Genomic DNA, 19,017 nt, shown 5'->3' on the forward strand with positions numbered 1-19,017 from the left:
ATCCGCCGGTCCCGTGTGGACTACGCCCAATGCTGCGCGTACGCGCGCGGCCGAAGACATTCACCGAACATGAGCAGGAGGCAACCCGTGAGCGCGACCGCGGACCACGCGGAGAACCAGGCCGTCAGGCTGGGTTTCCAGTCCGAGCAGGTGGTCCAGGAGATCGGCTACGACGATGATGTCGATCACGACTTCCGCGAGATCGTCGAGGGAGTCGTGGGTGAGCTCGTCGACGAGGACTACGACGACGTCGCCGACGCCGTGCTTCTCTGGTTCCGCGACGAGGACGGCGACCTGACCGACACGCTGGTGGACGCCACCGAGCTGGTCGAGGACGGCGCGCTGATCCTGCTGCTGACGCCCAAGACCGGACGCGACGGTTACGTGGAGCCCAGCGACATCAGCGAGGCGGCCACCACCGCGGGCCTGTCGCAGACCAAGAGCGTCAGCGTCGGCAAGGAGTGGATCGCCAGCCGCCTGATGACCCCGAAGGCCGCCAAGTCCGGCAAGCGCTGATCCGGCGCCGCACGTGCGGACGGACCCCCGCCGACCACCCGGTCGGCGGGGGTCCCGCGTTTTTTCCGCACCCGGCCGCCGGGCATAGGCTGTGCCGCACCCGTACAGCCCCACCGAAGGGAAGCGAGCGATGGCCATCGAGGTCGGCGACAAGGCCCCTGACTTCGAGCTCAAGGACAACCACGGCGTCACCGTCCGGCTCTCCGACTTCCGCGGCGAGAAGAACGTCGTCCTGCTCTTCTACCCCTTCGCCTTCACGGGCGTCTGCACCACCGAGCTGTGCGAGCTGCGCGACCAGCTGCCGCGCTTCGTGAACGAGGACACCCAGCTGCTGGCCGTCTCCAACGACTCCGTCCCCACCCTGCGCGTCTTCGGCGAGCAGGAGGGCCTGGAGTACCCGCTGCTGTCCGACTTCTGGCCGCACGGCGAGACCTCCCGCGCGTACGGCGTCTTCGCCGAGGACAAGGGCTGCGCCGTCCGCGGCACCTTCATCATCGACAAGGACGGCGTCGTCCGCTGGACCGTGGTCAACGGCCTGGCCGACGCCCGGGACCTGAACGAGTACGTCAAGGCCCTCGACAGCCTCTGATCCGGCGCGGCAGCCTGGGGAAAGACGGTGCCGGCAGCCCGGGAAAGTCCGGTGCGGACGGGAACCCGTCACTAGGATCGAACCGTTGATCCGGTAGCAACGCACGACGGGGCACCGCCCCACACAAACCAATGGAGGACCCGTGGGAGTCAGCCTCAGCAAGGGCGGCAACGTCTCGCTGACCAAGGCCGCCCCCAACCTGACGGCGGTCATCGTCGGCCTGGGCTGGGACGCTCGCACCACCACCGGGGTTGACTTCGACCTCGACGCCAGCGCCCTGCTGACGAACGACCAGGGCAAGGTCACCAACGACTCGAACTTCGTCTTCTTCAACAACCTCAAGAGCCCGGACGGCTCCGTGGAGCACACCGGTGACAACCTCACCGGTGAGGGCGAGGGCGACGACGAGCAGATCAAGGTGAACCTGGCCGGCGTGCCGGCCGATGTGCACCGCATCGTCTTCCCGGTCTCGATCTACGAGGCCGAGAGCCGCCAGCAGAGCTTCGGCCAGGTGCGCAACGCCTTCATCCGCGTCGTCAACCAGGCGGACAACGTGGAACTCGCCCGCTACGACCTCAGCGAGGACGCCTCCACCGAGACCGCCATGGTCTTCGGCGAGCTGTACCGCAACGGCGCCGAGTGGAAGTTCCGCGCCATCGGCCAGGGCTACGCCTCGGGCCTGCGGGGCATCGCGCAGGACTTCGGCGTCAACGTCTGAGCCGCCGAGCAGTAACCGGTCCGGCGCCGCGCACCCCGTGTGTGCGGCGCCGGACCGGCTTTGCCACCACACCGTCGTCCGGGGAGGACCACGAACATGGGCGTCACACTCGCCAAGGGGGGCAACGTCTCCCTCTCCAAGGCCGCACCGAACCTCACCCGCGTGATGATCGGGCTCGGCTGGGACGCACGCTCCACCACGGGGGCCGACTTCGACCTCGACGCCAGCGCCCTGATGTGCCAGAACGGCCGGGTGCTCGGGGACCCGTACTTCGTCTTCTACAACAACCTCAGGAGCCCCGAGGGGTCCGTCGAACACACCGGCGACAACCTCACCGGCGAGGGTGACGGCGACGACGAGTCGATCCTCATCGACCTCACGCTGGTGCCCGCCGAGGTCGACAAGATCGTCTTCCCCGTCTCGATCCACGACGCCGACGCCCGCCGCCAGACCTTCGGCCAGGTCACCAACGCCTTCATCCGCGTCGTGAACGTCGCCGACGGCGCCGAACTCGCCCGCTACGACCTGAGCGAGGACGCCTCCTCGGAGACCGCGATGATCTTCGGCGAGGTGTACCGGTACGGCGGCGAATGGAAGTTCAGGGCCGTGGGCCAGGGGTACGCGTCGGGCCTGAGGGGCATCGCTCTAGACTTCGGGGTCAATGTTTCGTAAAGCCGCGCCTGGATGAGGTACCTGTGGTTCTGAAAACCTTCGGCTGGTCGTTCGCCGTCACGGCGCTCGGGCTGGCCTTTGCCGCGTGGCAGTGGGGGTGGGAGGCGTTCGGGATCGTCCTGATCCTGTCGATCCTCGAGATCTCGCTGTCCTTCGACAACGCGGTCGTCAACGCCGGAATCCTGAAGAAGATGAACGCCTTCTGGCAGAAGATCTTCCTCACGATCGGTGTGCTGATCGCCGTGTTCGGCATGCGCCTGGTCTTCCCGGTGGCCATCGTGGCCATCAGCGCGAAGGTCGGTCCGATCGAGGCGGTGAACCTCGCCCTGGACCAGCCCGAGCAGTACGAAGCGCTCGTCACCGACGCCCACCCGGCGATCGCCGCCTTCGGCGGAATGTTCCTGCTGATGATCTTCCTGGACTTCATCTTCGAGGACCGGGACATCAAGTGGCTCGCCTGGCTGGAGCGTCCCCTCGCCAAGCTCGGCAAGGTCGACATGCTGTCGGTCTGCATCGCCCTGATCGCCCTGCTGGTCACGGCGATGACCTTCGCGACGAACGCGCACACCAGCACCGGCCACGCGGACAAGTCGGCCACCGTGCTGCTGTCCGGTGTGGCGGGCCTGATCACGTACCTCATCGTCGGCGGCCTCTCCTCCTACTTCGAGGACAAGCTCGAAGAGGAAGAGGAGCGCGAGCACGAGGAAGAGGAGAAGGCCAAGGCCGCGGGCAAGGAGGTCTCCGCGGTCGGCCTGGCCGGCAAGGCGGCGTTCTTCCTCTTCCTGTACCTGGAGGTCCTCGACGCCTCCTTCTCCTTCGACGGCGTGATCGGCGCCTTCGCCATCACCAACCACATCTTCTGGATGGCGCTCGGCCTCGGCATCGGCGCCATGTACGTCCGGTCGCTCACGGTCTACCTGGTCCGCCAGGGCACCCTGGACGACTACGTCTACCTGGAGCACGGCGCCCACTACGCCATCGGCGCCCTGGCCGTCATCCTGCTCATCACCATCGAGCACGAGATCAGCGAGATCATCACCGGCCTCATCGGCGTGGTGCTGATCGCCGCCTCCTTCTGGTCCTCGGTCGTCCGCAACAAGCGGCTGGGGTCCGACGACAAGGCGGAGGTCGCCTCCGGGGTGTGACCCGGCGGTGATTGCGGAACGCTCTACGCGGGGCGGCCGGGAGGGTACGGACCCTTCGGCCGCCCCGCGGTCTTGCCACCGATCACGGACGACCTGGGGAGTTGTGGGGGAGATGGGGTTCTTCGACGGGCTGCGGGGCGGCCGGGCGGCGCAGTTCCAGTCCGGCAGCGCATCGTCGAACGCGATCGAGCTGACCAGGCGACATCCGACGGTCTCGCTCACCAAGCAGGGCGCGGTCAACGGCAACCTGCGGGTCAACCTCTCCTGGCGGATGCGGACGTCCGACATCGGCGGCCGGTCCGGCCAGAGCGGCCGGCTCCTGCGCCACCCCTTCCAGCTCTTCAAGCCCGAGATCGTGCAGGCCCACACCCAGGGCATGGTCAACGTCGACCTCGACATCGGCTGCCTGTACGAGCTCACCGACGGCAGCCGGGGCGTCGTGCAGCCCCTGGGGAACTTCCTCGGCGACATCAACAGCCCGCCGTACGTGAAGCTGAGCGGCGACGACCGGTTCGGCGCCCCCTCGGGCGAGACGCTCTTCGTCAACCTCGACCACTGGGAATCGATCAAGCGCCTGCTGGTCTTCGTCTACATCTACGACCAGACGCCGGCCTTCGACCGCACCCACGCCCTGGTCACCCTCTACCCGGTCACCGGACCCCGGATCGAGATCGCCCTCGACGAGCGGCACCCCCAGGCGCGGTCCTGCGCCGTGGTGTCCCTGGAGAACGTCAAGGGCGAGCTGATCGTGCGCCGCGAGGTGAAGTTCGTGTACGGCTTCCAGGCCGAGCTCGACCGGCTCTACGGATGGGGACTGCAATGGGGGCGCGGCTACAAGACGAGCAAGACCTGAGCCGCACCCCGGAGGTTCCCCGGCGCTCAGCGCCGCAGGAACTGCGGGCCCTGGGGCGGCAGCCGGAAGTCCGGGTCGCCGCCCGGGCCCGGCACCGGCACGGGCACCGGCGGGGCCGAGACCGGCTGCGGGTAGCCGTACGCGGGCGGAGTGGCCGGCGGTGCCTGGGTCTGCGGGGCCGGGGCGGGCGTGGCGGTCGCGGGCGTCGGGCGCATGGCCTGCGTGGCCTGCTCCACGGCGGCCTCGGCGCCGGACACCTCGGCGTTCTCGTCGACCGAGATGCCGTGGTCGGTGGCCAGGCCCTCCAAACCGTTCGAGTAGCCCTCGCCCAGCGCGCGGAACTTCCACGCGTCCCCGCGGCGGTACAGCTCGCCGCAGATCATCGCCGTCTCGGTGCCGGTCTCCGGGCGGACGTCGAAATAGGCCAGCGGGTCGCCGCCGGCGCTCGGCGCGGCGTCGTACAGCAGGATCCGCAGGTCCGGGACCCGCTCGAAGGGCACGTCCTCGGCAGAGGCGACGACCAGCACGCGGTCGACTGCGGAGGTCAGCGCGGCGAGGTCGGCCTGGACCGCGTCCGTCACGGCCTCCCCGAGCCGCTTCTTGCCCAGCCGCCAGACGGCCCCCGACGGGTGCCGCGGCTGGTTGTAGAAGACGAAGTCCTCGTCCGAGCGCACACGGCCGTCAGGGCCCAGTACCAGGGCCGAGGCGTCGACGTCCGGAACCTCCGGACCGCTGGTCCAGCGCAGCACCGCCCGGACCGCAGTGGCGGCCACGGGGATGTTCGAACCCTTCTGCATCGCGTGCGTCATGCCCGTCATCCTGCCCTCTGGGAGCGGAGCGGGACAATGCGGCCCCCCTTGTCGGCGCACGGACAGGTGGGCATGGTGCAAGAGGGTTACCTGAATTTCATGAGCTTGAGGAACTCTTGACACTCATTCGTACGTACTATTACCGGCCACGCCAGAGGGGCCGCCGAGGCAGTACGGGGGAAGCACATGCGTCATTTCGGGCACGTTTCGCCTGCTGTCCGTAAGGACCTCTTCCACCAGGAACCCGTCGAATTCGACGCCGGGTCGCCTGCCCGCACGCTCGCCGCGGCCCTCGGGGCGACGCTCTACAGCCCCGCCACCCGGCCCCGGCTCGCCGGCGACGTACGCAAGCAGGCCGCCCGCGGCGTGGTCTCCATGGTGCTCTGCCTGGAGGATTCCATCAGCGACGGCGAAGTCGCCGGCGCGGAGGAGAACCTCGTCCGCCAGTTCGCCGACCTCGACGCGGCCGGCGGCGAGGTGCCGCTGCTCTTCATCCGCGTCCGCGTACCGGAGCAGATCCCGGACCTCACCGCCCGGCTCGGACCGGCCGTCCGGCACTTGGCCGGATTCGTACTCCCGAAGTTCACGGAGGAGCGCGGAGAGGCCTTCCTGGAGGCCCTCACCCGTGCGGAGGCCGTATGCGATCGCCGGCTGTACGCCATGCCGGTGCTCGAATCGCCCGAGCTGCTCCACCTGGAGACCCGGGCCGCCTCGCTCGCCGGGATCTTCCGCACGGTCGACCGGCACCGCGACCGCGTCCTGGCCCTGCGCCTGGGCGTCACCGACTTCTGCTCCGCCTACGGGCTGCGCCGCACCCCCGACATGACGGCGTACGACGTCCAGATCGTCGCCGGCGTCATCGCGGACGTGGTCAACGTCCTCTCCCGGGCCGACGGCACCGGCTTCACGGTCACCGGCCCGGTCTGGGAGTACTTCCGCCACCAGGAGCGGAAGTTCAAGCCCCAGCTGCGCCGCAGCCCCTTCCTCGACGGACAGGCGGAGGAACTGCGCACCGCCCTGATCGAGCACGACCTCGACGGGCTGCTGCGCGAGATCGAACTCGACCGGGCCAACGGCCTGCTCGGCAAGACCTGCATCCACCCCGCGCACACCACCCCCGTGCACGCGCTCTCGGTGGTCTCCCACGAGGAGTTCAGCGACGCCCAGGACATCCTGCGGCCGGAGCGGGGCGGCGGCGGAGTCCTGCGCTCCGCCTACACGAACAAGATGAACGAGGTGAAGCCCCACCGGGCCTGGGCGGAGCGCACCATGCTGCGCGCCGAGGTCTTCGGCGTGGCCCGTGAGGAGGTCGGCTTCGTCGACCTGCTCACCGCCGGGCTGTCGGGCTGAGCCGGTGGAGACGACGGAAGGGCGAGTCGACGACGTGGTGTGGTCGGGATCATGGGTGGCCGAACGGCTGGGCGTGGACCTGCGGGACCCGGGTGCCGGCGGCAGTGCTGCCGACGGTGCCGGCGGCGGTGCCGATGCCGGAGCCGGTGCGGCGGCGGGCGCCGGCGGCGGGCTGCGGGACCTGCTGGGCCTCGCCCTGCGCCGCAACCCGAAGCGGGCCCACCTGCTGGTCTCCAACGTGCTGGGCAAGCACGTGCCCCAGTCGCCCGGGACGGTCCACCGGGCCGGCTACGGGCTCGGCCTGCGCGTGCGCGAGCTGCTGGGTCCCGACGAGGCCGCCCGCGCGGTCGTGCTCGGGTACGCGGAGACCGCCACCGGCCTCGGGCACTCCGTGGCCGACGGGCTCGCCGACGCCCCGTACCTGCACTCGACCCGGCGGCCGGTGCCGGGCGTGGCCACCGCGGGAGGCTTCGAGGAGTCCCACTCCCACGCCACCTCGCACCTGCTCCTGCCGGAGGACCCGAAGCTGCTGGCCGGCACCGGGCCGCTGGTGCTGGTGGACGACGAGTTCTCCACCGGCAACACGGTGCTGAACACCATCCGCGACCTCCACGACCGCCACCCGCGCGACCGGTACGTCGTCGTGGCGCTGGTCGACATGCGCTCGCCCGAGGACCGCGACCGCCTCGCCGCCTTCGCGGACTCCCTGGGCGCACGGGTGGACCTGGTCGCCCTCGCCTCCGGCACGGTCCACCTCCCGCCGGGGGTCCTGGAGAAGGGCCAGGCCCTGGTGGCGGCACACGAGGCCGCCGCTGCGAGCCCGGCGTCCGCCGCGTCCTCCTGCGTACCGCCGCTCCGCGTCGACCTCGGCTGGCCCGCCGGCGTACCCGACGGCGGCCGCCACGGGTTCACCCCGGCGCACCGCGCGGCCCTGGCGGAGGCCCTCCCCGGCATGGCCGCCCGCATCGCGGCCGCGCTCGGCCCCCAGCCCGGCCGCGTCCTGGTCCTCGGCAACGAGGAGCTGATGTACGCGCCGCTGGCCCTCGCGCGGGAGCTGGAACGTTCCGGCAGCGCGGGGGAGGTCCGCTTCTCCACCACCACCCGCTCCCCGGTGCTGGCCGTCGACGACCCCGGCTACGCCATCCGCACGCGCCTGGTCTTCCCGGCACACGACGAGCCGGCCGACGGCCCCGGCGACCGGTACGCGTACAACGTCGCCGGAGCCGGCTTCGACGCCGTCGTCGTGGTGGTCGACTCCGCGGGCGACACGCCCGCCCTGCACGCCCCCGACGGGCTGCCCGCCGTCCTCGCCCCGCACACGGGCCGGGTGCTGCTGGCCGTCGTCCCCTCGTACGTACCGCCGTACGCGCCCGCACCCGCCTCCGCACCGGCCTCCGCGACCGCACCCGCGGACCGGCGCACCCCCGCATCCGACCGGCAGGAGCCGATCATGCCCGAGCCTCTCCGAGGCCCAGACTTCTCCTCCTACGCCGCCGAGGACGTCGGCTGGCTGCTCCAGGACCTGTCCGGCGTCCGGCTGGAGGCACCCACCGAGGAGCGGGAGGAGGCCATCCAGGCGGGCGGCGCGCACTACGCCGAGTCCCTGCCGGTCGAGTACCAGCCGAGCGAGCGCTACCAGGAGCTGTACCAGCAGGCGCTGGCCGCCTCCGCCGCCCGGGTCGCCCGCGCCGTCGGCACGGTCACCGAGACCGTGCTCGCCGAGCGCTCACCGCGCCCCGTCCTCGTCTCGCTGGCCCGCGCCGGCACCCCCGTCGGCGTCCTGATGCGCCGCTGGGCCCGGCACCGGCACGGCCTGGACCTGCCCCACTACGCCGTCTCCATCGTGCGCGGCCGGGGCATCGACACCAACGCCCTGCGCTGGCTCGCCGCCCACCACGACCCCGCGGACGTCGTCTTCGTGGACGGCTGGACCGGCAAGGGCGCCATCACCCGCGAACTCACCGCCGCCCTGCACGCCCACCGGGAGGAGGCAGGCGGCCCCGGCTTCAACCCCGACATCGTCGTGCTCGCCGACCCGGGCGGCTGCGTCGCCACCTACGGCACCCGCGAGGACTTCCTCATCCCGTCGGCCTGCCTGAACTCCACCGTTTCCGGACTCATATCCCGTACCGTGCTGCGCGCGGACCTCGTCGGCCCCCACGACTTCCACGGCGCGAAGTTCTACCGGGAGCTGGCCGGGGCCGACGTCTCGGCCGACTTCGTCGACACCGTCGCCGCCCGCTTCGACGAGGTGGCCGACGCGGTGGACGCCGAGGTCAAGGAGCTGCTGGCGGCGGACCGGGCCCCCACCTGGGAGGGCTGGGCGGCCGTCGAACGGATCAGTGAGGAGTACGGCATCCACGACGTGAACCTGGTCAAGCCCGGCGTCGGCGAGACGACGCGGGTCCTGCTGCGGCGGGTCCCCTGGAAGATCCTGGCGCGCCGCGGCGCGGGCGCCGACCTCGGCCACGTACGGCTGCTCGCCGAACAGCGCGGGGTGCCCGTCGAGGAGGTCGACGACCTGCCGTACAGCTGCGTGGGCCTGATCCACCCCCGGTACACGCGCGGCGCGACCGGCGCCGACGGCAAGGCGGTGACGGCCACGTGACCGTCCTCGTCGCGAGCGACCTCGACCGCACGCTCATCTACTCGTCCGCGGCACTCGGGCTCACCATGCCCGACGTGCTCGCGCCCCGGCTGCTCTGCGTCGAGGTGCACGAGAGCAGGCCGCTCTCCTACATGACGGAGACCGCGGCGGCGCTGCTCGCCGAGCTCACCGCCGACCCGTCGGTGGTCTTCGTCCCCACCACCACCCGGACCCGCAAGCAGTACCAGCGGATCCGCTTCCCCGGCCGCCCCGCGCCGTACGCGATCTGCGCCAACGGCGGGCAGCTGCTGGTCGACGGCGTCCCGGACCGGGACTGGCGGCGGCAGGTCGCACGGCGGCTGGCGGAGGAGTGCGCCCCGCTGGAGGAGGTGCGCAACCACCTGATCGCCACCTCGGACCCGTCCTGGCTGCGCAAGGAGCGGGTGGCCGAGGACCTCTTCGCGTACCTCGTCGTCGAGCGGCAGCTGCTGCCCGAGGAGTGGCTGAAGGCCCTCACGGAGTGGGCCGGGGAGCGCGGCTGGACCGTCTCCCTCCAGGGCCGGAAGGTGTACGCCGTGCCGCGCCCGCTCACCAAGAGCGCGGCGATGCGCGAGGTGGCCCGGCGCACCGGCGCCACCCGCACCCTGGCCGCCGGCGACTCGCTGCTGGACGCCGACCTGCTGCTGGCCGCGGACGCGGGCTGGCGGCCCGGGCACGGTGAGCTGGCCGACGCGGGCTGGACGGCGCCGGGCGTGACGGCGCTGGATCTGGCCGGCGTCGTGGCGGGCGAGGAAATCGTCCGCCGGTTCAGCCGTAACGCGGGGGTTCGCCGGGAAGACTGACCGGCATGACCAAGGGCAACACGACCAAGATCACCGAAGAGCTGTACGCCTACGTGCTCGACCACAACCCCCCGCTGGACGCGGTGCAGCGGGGGCTGGTCGAGACGACGTACGAGCGCTTCCCGGGCGTCGCGGGCATGCAGTCCGCGGAGGAGCAGGGGCCGCTGCTGGCCTTCCTGGTGCGGCTGGTGGGTGCCAGACACGTGGTCGAGGTCGGTACGTTCACCGGCTTCTCCGCCCTGTCGATGGCCCAGGCCCTGCCCGCCGACGGCCGGCTGATCGCCTGCGACATCTCGGAGGAGTGGACCTCCGTGGGCCGCGCGGCCTGGGAGGAGGCGGGCGTCGCCGACCGCATCGAGCTGCGCATAGCGCCGGCCCTGGAGACGCTGCGGGCGATGCCGGAGGAGCCGCACGTCGACCTGGCGTACCTGGACGCGGACAAGGAGAGCTACATCGCGTACTGGGAGGAGCTGGTTCCGCGGATGCGGCCGGGCGGCCTGATCGTCGCGGACAACACCCTCTTCCACGGCCGAGTGGTCGACCCGGCGGCGACCGGGGCTCCGGCGGCGATCCGGCAGTTCAACGACCATGTGGCGAAGGACGGGCGGATGGACAGCGTGCTGACGATCATCTCGGACGGGCTGACGCTGTCGCGGAAGAGGTGACCTGAGGTGACCCTGGGGTGACCCGTGCGGGCCCGCCCCTGCGGGCCCGCACGCCGCGGCGGTCCCGCCCCCGAAGGGACGGCCCGGCGCGGCAGGAGGGGCGCGTCCTAGCCGCAGCCCCCGCCGCCGCAGCAGCCGCCGCCCGACGGGGCCGCGGGAGCGGACTTCGTACCGCCGACGGCGACGGCCGAGAGCAGCTTGACGGTGTCGTCGTGCCCGGCGGGGCAGGCGGCGGGGGCGGCGGACTCGGCCATCGGCCGGCTCACCTCAAAGGAGTCCCCACAGGTGCGGCAGCGGAATTCGTAACGAGGCATGCGCACAGGCTACGGGGCCGGAGGCTGACCGCTCCATCCCCCGGCGCCCCTAACGGCGCGGAACGGCCCGCATCTCGGGGGTCGTCCGGCGCTCCTCGCGGGCGGCCTGCTCGGGGTGCCGGGCACGCCAGTACGGGTTGTCGTGCGGCAGCGCGCTGCCCACCCGCCCGTACATCCCGAACCACATCAGCATCACGCCCACGACGAAGCTGAACAGCACGTTCTCGATCTCGAAGGCCAGGAAGTTCAGCCCGGTGTCCAGCAGGGCGAGGTTCACGAAGCCGCTCGCGATGAAGGCCACACCGAGGACGATGTTCAGCGTCGAGGCGAAGTTGCCGCCGATGACCATGCCGATGAAGAGCAGCAGGCCCACGCAGATCGACAGCACGCTGAGGGCGCCGTTGGTGTTGAGGCCGAGGACCTGGTCGCCGCCGGTGTCGAAGAAGCCGATGTTGTCGGTCAGCCCCAGCACGCCGAACACCACCAGCAGCAGGCCGGTCAGCCCCGCGCCCACGCGGTAGACCTTGCTGAGCTTGTGGTCGGCGGGCAGGTGCTCGTCGAGCTGCGCGGTGACGGGGTGCGTGAGGCGCTGCACCAGGCCGGGCCCCGTCGGCTCCGGTGGCGGCCCGTACGGCTCGTGGGCCACGTAGGGCGCGTAGTGCTCGTGCGGCTCGGTGCACCCGTACGCGGCGTGGGGCTCGTAGGATTCCGGCCTTACGGGGACTGCACGGGACGTACGAGGCCGGTGGAAAACGTGGGCAGCCATGACGCCCTCCTCTGCTCCGTTCCCTGCACCTCCCAGCATCCGCCGCGAGCGCCCGGCGGACAACCGGCACGGAACGGTCCGGCGGGACGCGGGGCGGGGCCACCGGGCGGCGGACCCGGCACCCGACGGGGGACGGTCAGCCCCCGGCGGCCACGGACATCGGCCGGTCCGGTCAGGCCGGTCCCGGTCCGGCCGGTCCGAACTCGCCGGTCCGGCCGGTCCGGCCCGAGGTCACCCGGTGCCGCGCTGGGACCGGATCTCGGCGACGACCCGCCCGACCGCGGCCCGCACGTCCTCCATCTCCCGCAGGAACCCCCACCAGTCGGGGTGCACGCCCTCCAGCCCGGCCACCGCCCGGTCGACCCGCGCGACCGCCTGGTCCAGCGGACGCGCGTGCCGCGGATCGGGCACGCTGCGCCCCTCCATCGCCAGCCGCTGGGCGTCGCGGATCGCGAAGCGGGTGCGCTGGACCTCCGGCTGCGGGTCCTTCGCCACGGCGTCCAGGGCCCGCAGCCGGTCCCCGGCCGCCGAGACGGCCTCGTCCACCGAGTCCAGCAGGGCCCGGACCGTTCCGAAGAGCGCCGTCGCGTCGGCCCAGCGCTGCTCGCGGCGCGCGGCGGCCGCCTCGCCCAGCTTCTCCTCGGCCCGCCGTACGCTCTCCACGGCCTGGTCCGGCACCTTCTGCAGGTCCTGCCAGCAGGCCGCGCTGAACCGGCGCCGCAACTCGCTCAGCACCGGCTCCACCTGCCCGGCCCGGGTGTGCAGCGCCTGGGCGCGGGTCCGCAGGCTCACCAGCCGCCGGTCCATCTCGGCCGCCCGCTCCGGCAGCCGCTCGGCCTCCGCCCGTACCCCCTCGGCGTCCCGCAGGATCCGGTCGGCACGCTGCACCGTCTCCTGTACGCCGTGCTGCGCGGCACCCTGGTTGAGCTTGGTCAGCTCCGGCGCGAGCGCCGCGAGCCGCGCCGCCAGGTCGTCCGCCCGCATCCCGCCCGCCCGCACCGCGTCCAGCGCGTCACTCGCGGCCAGCAGCGCCGCCCGGGCCCGCTCCCGCGCCGGCGCGACCCGTGCCAGCTGCGTCTCCGCGTTCCGCAGCAGCGGCTCCAGGCCCTGTGCGAACCGGTCCAGCTCACCCTTGACCCGTACCAGCTCGTCGCGGGCCTGCTCCAGCTCCCCGCGCGCCCGCCCGGCGACCGAGGCCTCCAGCTCGGGGCGGTCCAGGTCGTACCGGTCGACGGTCTCGATGTACACGTGGCTGACCTGGTCGATGCGGTGCCCGAGCACGGTGAACCCGTCCGACGCCTGCCGCGCCGCCGGCGACCCGTCGGCCGCGACGATGGTCTCGATGGAGATCCGCAGGTCCCGCTGCGCGGTGTCCAGCTCGTAGAACGCGGCCGCGGCGGCATCCTTGGCGGCCTGCGCCTCGGCCCGTCGGCTCTCGTCCCGCCCACCGAACCACCGCCGGGAAGTCGCCGTCACAATCCCTCTCCCGTACCCCGTACCACGTCCACCGTGCCCCGGTTCATTCTCCCCCACACGAACGCGTTTGCGTCAGGGGCATGGCCTCCATGTAGGCTGTCTCCTCGTTCCACGGGTGCGTAGCTCAGGGGTAGAGCGCTGCTCTTACAAAGCAGATGTCGGCGGTTCGAAACCGTCCGCGCCCACCAGCGGGTTCTAGCAGGTAGGACCCCGTAAGAGGCCTCCCGGCTGTCATCGGCCGGGAGGCCTTTTTGCCGTCGGATGCCACATCGATGCCACATCCCCCCAAGGCGACCCCCCTGTCATCACTCTTTTGGGGGTGCACTACTGGCGGGTTATCGGGTTAGAGTGCTGGTCGAGCGGGGCCGGCGCGTCTCCCCACGCGCGCTAGATGTACGCCGCTCAGATCCTGTGATGTTCGGGCGGGGAGGCTCGGCTCACAGGCAGAGAACCCCCCGGCGCGATACGCCGGGGGGTTCTTCCGTACACGGTAAACCGCCCGGCCCCGTTTCGGGGACCGGGCGGCCGCCCCGATCGAAATCGGGGCCGGGACGGGCAGGTCTGGCGGATGTACGAACGCCGGACGGGCCGTCCCGCTCACCCCTGGTCGCGCCGAGCGCGGGGGGTGAGCCTTTGGGCGGGCCCGGGACTATTTGATGCCCGAACAACCCATAGATCACACAATGTAGGTTTTGGATAACAGACATTCGATCATGAGCCGGTCAGCGTGGGGGAGTGCCACGCTCCGTACCGCCCACCGACGACGTACTCGCCCGGCGCCGGCGGGTCGGCGACCAGATCCGGGCGGCCCGGCTGGAGCGGAACCTCACTCAGGAGCGCGTCGCCCTTGACTCTGGGATGGACCGGCCCTCGTACAACCGGATCGAGCAGGGCCACGTGAGCCCGCTCCTGGACTCCCTGATCCGGATCTCCGACGCGATCGGCGTGCCGCTCTCGCAGCTCGTCAGGGAGTAGCCCCGGCCGGAGAGTCCGGCCGGGGCCGCCGCGCGGGCGGAGCGCTGGATCAGCCGCCGCACGAGCTGCACGGCCAGACCTGCTGGCTCGTACAGTTCCCGTTGTCGTCGTAGACGTACACGGTGGTCTTCTGGCCACCGCACATGATCCGCTGGTTCGGGTCAGACGGGTCCGGGACCATGTTCCCGCAGCCAGTCGCCCTGTCCTCTTGGTGACCCATCAGGTGAACCTCGCCTTCTGCTCAGGAGTGGGCTCCCAGTACGTTCCGCACCCGTTGCAGAACCAGCGCCACCGCTCCGGCGTATTCGGACCGGTGAGGCTGGTGTCCTTCCAGAGCGCGGGGAACTGGGGGCCGTGGGGGCCGTTCGGGCAGTACGGCGGCTGAGGCGTCACGCGGGGTCTCCTTCGAGTCGGTGCCAGCGTGCTGCGCCAGCCGTGAACCGGTGGTGCGACCCGCCCCCGGTCACCCAGAAGAGGGACCTTGGGAACCGGAAGCGGGACCCGCCCGCGGCTGAGGGGTGGGAGGGGTGGAGGCGCCGCGGGCGGGAGCTTGAGAGGCCCGCGGTCAGCGGGCGGTGATGCCGAGCCAGAGAGAGGCCAGCAGGGCCAGCAGCGTGACCACGTAGGCCACCTGCTGCCCGCGGTTACTCACCGGGGTGCCCGGCCGCCTGCTCGGCGGTCATCGGCGGCAGGCCGGCCCGGCCGACGAACGCGGCGGCGTGCGGCCGGGACTCGGCGAGGCGCGCGGCGCCGACACGAACGAGGAGCGCGAGGGCGCCGAGGTCGCAGTACGAGGGCCTGATCACCGGGACGGCCCAGTAGATCGGCGTCGCCGCGGTGTACTGGCACAGCCCGGCCGCCGGCACGCCGAGGTGAGTGCGCGGGGGAAGGTACTCGACCCCGGGCGAGGTGGTGTCCCACGCGAGGCGGTCCTCGGGACGGAGCAGCGCGTAGTAGTTCCGGCCCCGGGCGTCGTGGATGACAGGCCCGTCGAGCTGCTCGGCCAGCACGAAACCGACGTGGTCGTTGTCCGTGGACTCCACGGCCGCCTGCACGAGCCCCTCAGGGAGGCGCACCGCGCCGAACACGCCCCCGGTGGGGAGGACGGCGATGCCGCGTTCGCGCCATTCGTCGTGGGCCTGCTGGGGGTTGTCGTGGCTCTGGGCCAGCCAGTTGGGCACCGTCGTTCGCCTGCTCACGCTGCGCTCCCTACCGTCGTCAGCGGGTGGTGGTGACGAGTGTGGGGGCACGAAAAGGCCCTGGGGGACACAGACTTGTGTCCCCCAGGGCCAAAGGTTCACAGACCGTCAGGCGCCCAGCCAGGTGCCGTACGACAGGAACGAATCCGGCAGCAGCCTGTGAGCGGCCTCCAGACCGGCGTACGTCTCCCGTACGGTCTGGTGATATCGGGCCTGCTGCGGTGCTGCCTTCCTCGCCCGCAGGAGGTTCGCGAACGACCCCTCCAGGTCGTTGGTCCACATCTGCGCGCGAGCAAGCTCGGCGTAGTGGTGGCTTCGCCGCGACGCCGGCCACTCCCGCGGGATGACCACCGTACGGCCGCGCTGCGCCGCCTGGCCGTACTCGTCCAGCTCGGCGAGGACCGACACCCGGTGCACCTCGACGTTCGTCGGACCGAACGCGAGGTAGTGCACGGTCGCGGCCTCGCCCGTCGCCTGGGCGATCCGGCCCGCCTCGGTCAGGTGGCCCTCCGCAGCGTCCCCGTCGTGCGAGCGGCCCGCCATCACCGCAGCGCCGAGGTGCAGTTGCCCCGTCACGACATCGCGCTCCCGGCCGACGTCGGCCTGCTCCACAATGCTGAGCCCCAGAGCCGTCAGCCGCTGGCCGGTGCGGTACTGGCCCTCGCGCATGTACGTCAGGGCACGGAAGTAGCGGTACATGCCTCCGAGGGCCGCGCTGGACGCGCGCTCAGCAGCCCACTCCAGCCGCGCCAGGGCGATGGCCGACAGGTCGGCGTACCCCAGCTTCGAGGCCACGTCGTACGCGGAGCGGTACGTGCTGGCCAGCAGCCGCCACAGCTCGTCCGACGGTGCTGCGTGCGCGGCCGTGGTGACCTCTTGGATGAGGCCCGGCAGCTGAGTGGCGGCCTGCCGGATCTCGCCGGCCCGAACGGCGATGAGGAGCCCCTCGGCGTCCGCGGAGAGCAGGGCCACCGGTCGGGGGGTGATCTCGGGGTCGGCCCCGAGGTCGTAGACGTCCAGGGCCTCGCGGATCGGCCTTATCAGGACGTCGAGCCTGTCCGTGCGCAGCTCGTCCACGTACGGCTGACCGATGACGGTGGCGACCTGGACGCGCATGGCGCGGGCCGCGCAGGCGATGACGTGAGGGGATGGAGGGCGGGTGCCCTGTTCGACCTTCTTCAACAGGCTCTCCGAGACGCCCATGAGGTCGGCGAGGGCGCTTTGGGTGAGGGAGCGTTCCCGGCGTAGGCGGCGAATGCGCGCGCCGGTGTGGTCATGAGGTAGAGCGTGCATACTGGGCTCCGTTCTGACTCGACACCAGAACAGTAGCCGCACACGGCGAAATCGCCCCCTCCCAGCCCGAAGGCTGAGAGGGGGCATCGCTGTTCAGGAGATCCCGTACCACTGGGAGCCCCAGCCGGTGTTGATGATGCTCGTAGACTGCTGCGTCAGGTCCAGCGACGCCGGTAGCGACGTCTGGCCCGAGAGCATGTTGGAGTACCGCAGCCGCGGCGCCGACAGGCCGCAGTTCACCGTGATCCCCGCGCCAGTCGCTTTCAGCGTGAGAAGGTTCGTCGTCCACGTGCCGTTGAGCAGCAGGGCGATGTACCACTCGCCGGGCCCCGCGGTGAACGGCGTCACCAGCGGCACCGACTTGCCGACCGCGCCGGACGACAGGTCCGCCGAGATGTCCGCCGTGACGCCCCGCAGCACGCCAGCGGAGTCGTACACCCCGAGGTAGCAGTTCGTCAGGCTGGCGCCCGCGTCGACGCCCGCCAGGCCGAACCAGATGCGGGACCACGTGATGCTCTTGCGGAGCTGGACCTTCACCAGCGTGATCCGGCCCGCCACCCCGCCCACAGACTGGGCAGTGACGTGCCCGGCGTCGTTCGGGTCCCCGGTCCACGCGAGGAGCCCCTGATCGGACGGCAGGGCGAGCGGGGAGTCGAGGTTGATCCCCGACGCCGCCGGCGCGCTGCCGGAGACCTTGACGACCTCCAGCAGCGAACCGGCCTTGAGGTTCACCGCGGTGGCGTTGCTCGTCTGCTGCGCCCACCGCAACCGCAGCAGGCCCGGGGTCGGCCCCGTGACCACCACCCCGCGCGGGGTCGCGATGACGCCGGCCAGGGACGCCGAGGACGCCATCACACCGATGTCCGAGTTCGAGCCGTACTGGCGAGCGGCCACCTTCAGCTGCGCCGAACCATCCGGCACCGTCGTACCCAGCGTGCCCGCGTACGGCGCCCACCCGCCCGTAGACCCGGCCGGAACCGTGAACGTGATTGTCGCGTCGGCGGCCTCCGGCCCGTCGAAGAGCAGCGTGGAGTTGAAGCGGTAGACGCTGTTTGCCTCCAGCGACGCGAACAGGTGGCCGTCATCGGAGACGACCGTGGTCGCCTGCCGCGGCTCGTCGGCCGCCTTCACCACCGTCTGCGTCAGCGCGGACAACGCGGCCACGGCCGCCGCGGCTGTCCCCGCAGGGTCGGCGCCGATCGCCGCAGGGGTGATCGGGTCTGAGCCGATGGCCGCGTGCGTGAGGGCGTGGGCTGTGGGCGTCCTGGCGTTGGTCGTCGTGGGATCGTCGCTCCTCAGCGCCACCGTGGGCCCCGCGCCGGCCGCGCCGAGCGGCGGCTGTGGACCCTGCGGACCGGTTGCGCCCGTGGGCCCGGCCGGACCGTCGGCGCCGGCCGCCCCGCGCACGTAGCCGGGCAGGCCAGGATCGGCGACGACCAGGTCGAGAATGTCGAGATCCCCCACCCCCGACGGCACCTCGAACACCCGGCGCCGCACCGGCACCCCGTCGAGACGCTCCTCCACCTCGTAGTACCGGCCCGTCGCAGGCTCAATCCCCGCCTCGTCCGTCGGGACAAGCGATGCAGACCACGCCCCGCCCGTCAGGGGCAGCTCGCGGTCCGGGGCAACGAGCAGTTGGCCGCCCGCCTCGTCGGTCCAGCGGCGCGGCAGAGCACGCAGCACCACGCTCCCGGTGCCGTCGGCGTCGGTGAACAGGTCCGCCGTGGAGCCGGTGACGGTGCGCCTCGTGGGCATCGCGGCCTCCCTCTACTTGGCGACGAGCTGATAGAGGGCGACACCGAGGCCGGCCGCGCCGGTGGCCGCGGCGATGCTCGGCAGCGGCCAGCGGGCCCGCTCCAGGGCGGCGAGACGCTTGTCCAGGTCATCGATGTCGGTCTCGGCCTGGCCGGTGCGCTGGAGCGCGAGGTCGAGCTGACCCCGGATCACGGCGAAACCCTCGCGGATCTCGCCCCTGATCTCGGCCAGCTCGACCGCCACCCGCGTGGTGTCCTCAGGAGTCACCCGCGGTCCCTGCTCGGCAGCCACCCGGCCGACGCCGGGTCGCCGACGAGGGAACCGATCGCGCCCTTGATGACGGTGAGCGCAGCCGGCACGGACGCGATGGCCGCCGCCTTGACCGCGGTCACGTCGGTGAGGTCGAAGTTCGCGGCGAGGAGCAGGCCGAGGAACGTGGTCGCGTAGGCGGCCAGGGTGCGCTCGGCGATGTCGACGAGGAGTCGGGCCATGG

At 71.8% G+C, this 19,017-nt stretch carries 22 protein-coding genes and 1 tRNA gene; 12 read left to right on the forward strand and 11 right to left on the reverse strand.

The features are described from left to right. The first annotated feature begins 87 nt into the window (after positions 1–87). The 6 genes from ACIF6F_RS26720 to ACIF6F_RS26745 all read left to right on the forward strand — a co-directional run bounded on the left by ACIF6F_RS26720 (position 88) and on the right by ACIF6F_RS26745 (position 4,493). Positions 88–516: a DUF3052 domain-containing protein gene (locus ACIF6F_RS26720; protein ID WP_399951580.1), complete on the forward strand. Its 429-nt coding sequence runs from the start codon at positions 88–90 to the stop codon at positions 514–516. Between the two features lie 130 nt (positions 517–646). After that, entirely contained in the window at positions 647–1,105 is a 459-nt protein-coding gene (locus ACIF6F_RS26725) for a peroxiredoxin (protein WP_399951583.1), read from the forward strand. A gap of 142 nt (positions 1,106–1,247) precedes the next feature. Continuing rightward, positions 1,248–1,823, forward strand: coding sequence for a TerD family protein (locus tag ACIF6F_RS26730; protein WP_399951586.1), 576 nt, complete (start codon positions 1,248–1,250; stop codon positions 1,821–1,823). A 96-nt stretch (positions 1,824–1,919) separates the two neighbouring features. Further along, positions 1,920–2,495, forward strand: coding sequence for a TerD family protein (locus ACIF6F_RS26735; protein WP_399951589.1), 576 nt, complete (start codon positions 1,920–1,922; stop codon positions 2,493–2,495). 23 nt (positions 2,496–2,518) lie between these two features. Then, on the forward strand, positions 2,519–3,640 hold the full coding sequence (locus tag ACIF6F_RS26740; RefSeq protein WP_399951593.1) for a DUF475 domain-containing protein: 1,122 nt from the start codon (positions 2,519–2,521) through the stop codon (positions 3,638–3,640). Positions 3,641–3,752: 112 nt separating this feature from the next. Continuing rightward, the gene (locus ACIF6F_RS26745) at positions 3,753–4,493 is read left to right on the forward strand and encodes a Tellurium resistance (RefSeq protein ID WP_399951596.1); all 741 of its coding nucleotides are present in this window, start codon (positions 3,753–3,755) and stop codon (positions 4,491–4,493) included. Between the two features lie 26 nt (positions 4,494–4,519). Here the strand turns inward: ACIF6F_RS26745 and ACIF6F_RS26750 are convergent, their stop codons facing one another. Continuing rightward, positions 4,520–5,302, reverse strand: a complete 783-nt coding sequence (locus ACIF6F_RS26750) for a TerD family protein (RefSeq protein ID WP_399951599.1) — start codon at positions 5,300–5,302, stop codon at positions 4,520–4,522. Between the two features lie 186 nt (positions 5,303–5,488). Between ACIF6F_RS26750 and ACIF6F_RS26755 the strand changes: the two genes are divergently transcribed. The 4 genes from ACIF6F_RS26755 (at position 5,489) to ACIF6F_RS26770 (ending at position 10,746) form a co-directional block, all read left to right on the forward strand. Beyond that, positions 5,489–6,652 (forward strand): HpcH/HpaI aldolase/citrate lyase family protein, encoded by a 1,164-nt coding sequence (locus ACIF6F_RS26755; protein WP_399951602.1) that lies wholly within the window; start codon positions 5,489–5,491, stop codon positions 6,650–6,652. A gap of 172 nt (positions 6,653–6,824) precedes the next feature. Further along, the gene (locus tag ACIF6F_RS26760; RefSeq protein WP_399952059.1) at positions 6,825–9,260 is read left to right on the forward strand and encodes a phosphoribosyltransferase; all 2,436 of its coding nucleotides are present in this window, start codon (positions 6,825–6,827) and stop codon (positions 9,258–9,260) included. Next, positions 9,257–10,081 carry an HAD family hydrolase gene (locus ACIF6F_RS26765; protein WP_399951605.1) on the forward strand — a complete coding sequence of 275 codons (825 nt, stop codon included), beginning with the start codon at positions 9,257–9,259 and terminating at the stop codon, positions 10,079–10,081. The genes ACIF6F_RS26760 and ACIF6F_RS26765 overlap by 4 nt, the downstream gene beginning before the upstream one ends. A 5-nt stretch (positions 10,082–10,086) precedes the next feature. After that, on the forward strand, positions 10,087–10,746 hold the full coding sequence (locus tag ACIF6F_RS26770; protein WP_399951608.1) for an O-methyltransferase: 660 nt from the start codon (positions 10,087–10,089) through the stop codon (positions 10,744–10,746). A 107-nt stretch (positions 10,747–10,853) separates the two neighbouring features. Here the strand turns inward: ACIF6F_RS26770 and ACIF6F_RS26775 are convergent, their stop codons facing one another. The 3 genes from ACIF6F_RS26775 to ACIF6F_RS26785 form a co-directional block, all read right to left on the reverse strand. Beyond that, complete coding sequence (locus ACIF6F_RS26775) at positions 10,854–11,060, reverse strand: zinc ribbon domain-containing protein (protein ID WP_399951611.1); 207 nt, start codon at positions 11,058–11,060, stop codon at positions 10,854–10,856. Between the two features lie 49 nt (positions 11,061–11,109). After that, entirely contained in the window at positions 11,110–11,826 is a 717-nt protein-coding gene (locus ACIF6F_RS26780; protein WP_399951614.1) for a DUF4383 domain-containing protein, read from the reverse strand. Positions 11,827–12,057: 231 nt separating this feature from the next. Beyond that, positions 12,058–13,302, reverse strand: coding sequence for a hypothetical protein (locus ACIF6F_RS26785; RefSeq protein WP_399951617.1), 1,245 nt, complete (start codon positions 13,300–13,302; stop codon positions 12,058–12,060). A 113-nt stretch (positions 13,303–13,415) separates the two neighbouring features. On the opposite strand from ACIF6F_RS26785, the gene ACIF6F_RS26790 reads away from it, so the two are divergent. Both ACIF6F_RS26790 and ACIF6F_RS26795 read left to right on the forward strand, forming a co-directional pair. Next, a tRNA-Val gene (locus ACIF6F_RS26790) sits at positions 13,416–13,490 on the forward strand. 547 nt (positions 13,491–14,037) lie between these two features. After that, positions 14,038–14,277, forward strand: a complete 240-nt coding sequence (locus tag ACIF6F_RS26795) for a helix-turn-helix domain-containing protein (RefSeq protein WP_399951620.1) — start codon at positions 14,038–14,040, stop codon at positions 14,275–14,277. A 49-nt stretch (positions 14,278–14,326) separates the two neighbouring features. On the opposite strand, the gene ACIF6F_RS26800 is transcribed toward ACIF6F_RS26795, so the two are convergent. The 7 genes from ACIF6F_RS26800 to ACIF6F_RS26830 all read right to left on the reverse strand — a co-directional run bounded on the left by ACIF6F_RS26800 (position 14,327) and on the right by ACIF6F_RS26830 (position 19,015). Next, positions 14,327–14,497 carry a hypothetical protein gene (locus ACIF6F_RS26800; protein ID WP_399951623.1) on the reverse strand — a complete coding sequence of 57 codons (171 nt, stop codon included), beginning with the start codon at positions 14,495–14,497 and terminating at the stop codon, positions 14,327–14,329. After that, on the reverse strand, positions 14,497–14,670 hold the full coding sequence (locus tag ACIF6F_RS26805; RefSeq protein ID WP_399951626.1) for a hypothetical protein: 174 nt from the start codon (positions 14,668–14,670) through the stop codon (positions 14,497–14,499). The genes ACIF6F_RS26800 and ACIF6F_RS26805 overlap by 1 nt, the downstream gene beginning before the upstream one ends. A gap of 251 nt (positions 14,671–14,921) precedes the next feature. Beyond that, positions 14,922–15,476 carry a hypothetical protein gene (locus ACIF6F_RS26810; protein ID WP_399951629.1) on the reverse strand — a complete coding sequence of 185 codons (555 nt, stop codon included), beginning with the start codon at positions 15,474–15,476 and terminating at the stop codon, positions 14,922–14,924. Positions 15,477–15,584: 108 nt separating this feature from the next. Next, positions 15,585–16,769, reverse strand: a complete 1,185-nt coding sequence (locus ACIF6F_RS26815) for a helix-turn-helix domain-containing protein (protein WP_399951632.1) — start codon at positions 16,767–16,769, stop codon at positions 15,585–15,587. 93 nt (positions 16,770–16,862) lie between these two features. Beyond that, on the reverse strand, positions 16,863–18,524 hold the full coding sequence (locus ACIF6F_RS26820) for a hypothetical protein (RefSeq protein WP_399951635.1): 1,662 nt from the start codon (positions 18,522–18,524) through the stop codon (positions 16,863–16,865). A 12-nt stretch (positions 18,525–18,536) separates the two neighbouring features. Next, complete coding sequence (locus ACIF6F_RS26825; RefSeq protein WP_399951638.1) at positions 18,537–18,791, reverse strand: hypothetical protein; 255 nt, start codon at positions 18,789–18,791, stop codon at positions 18,537–18,539. Then, a complete protein-coding gene (locus ACIF6F_RS26830; protein WP_399951641.1) occupies positions 18,788–19,015 on the reverse strand; it encodes a hypothetical protein in 228 nt (75 codons plus the stop codon). The genes ACIF6F_RS26825 and ACIF6F_RS26830 overlap by 4 nt, the downstream gene beginning before the upstream one ends. Positions 19,016–19,017: the final 2 nt, after the last annotated feature.

The organism is Streptomyces sp. NPDC086023 (genome assembly GCF_044540325.1).
In the GTDB taxonomy this organism is placed as follows: Bacteria; Actinomycetota; Actinomycetes; order Streptomycetales; family Streptomycetaceae; genus Streptomyces.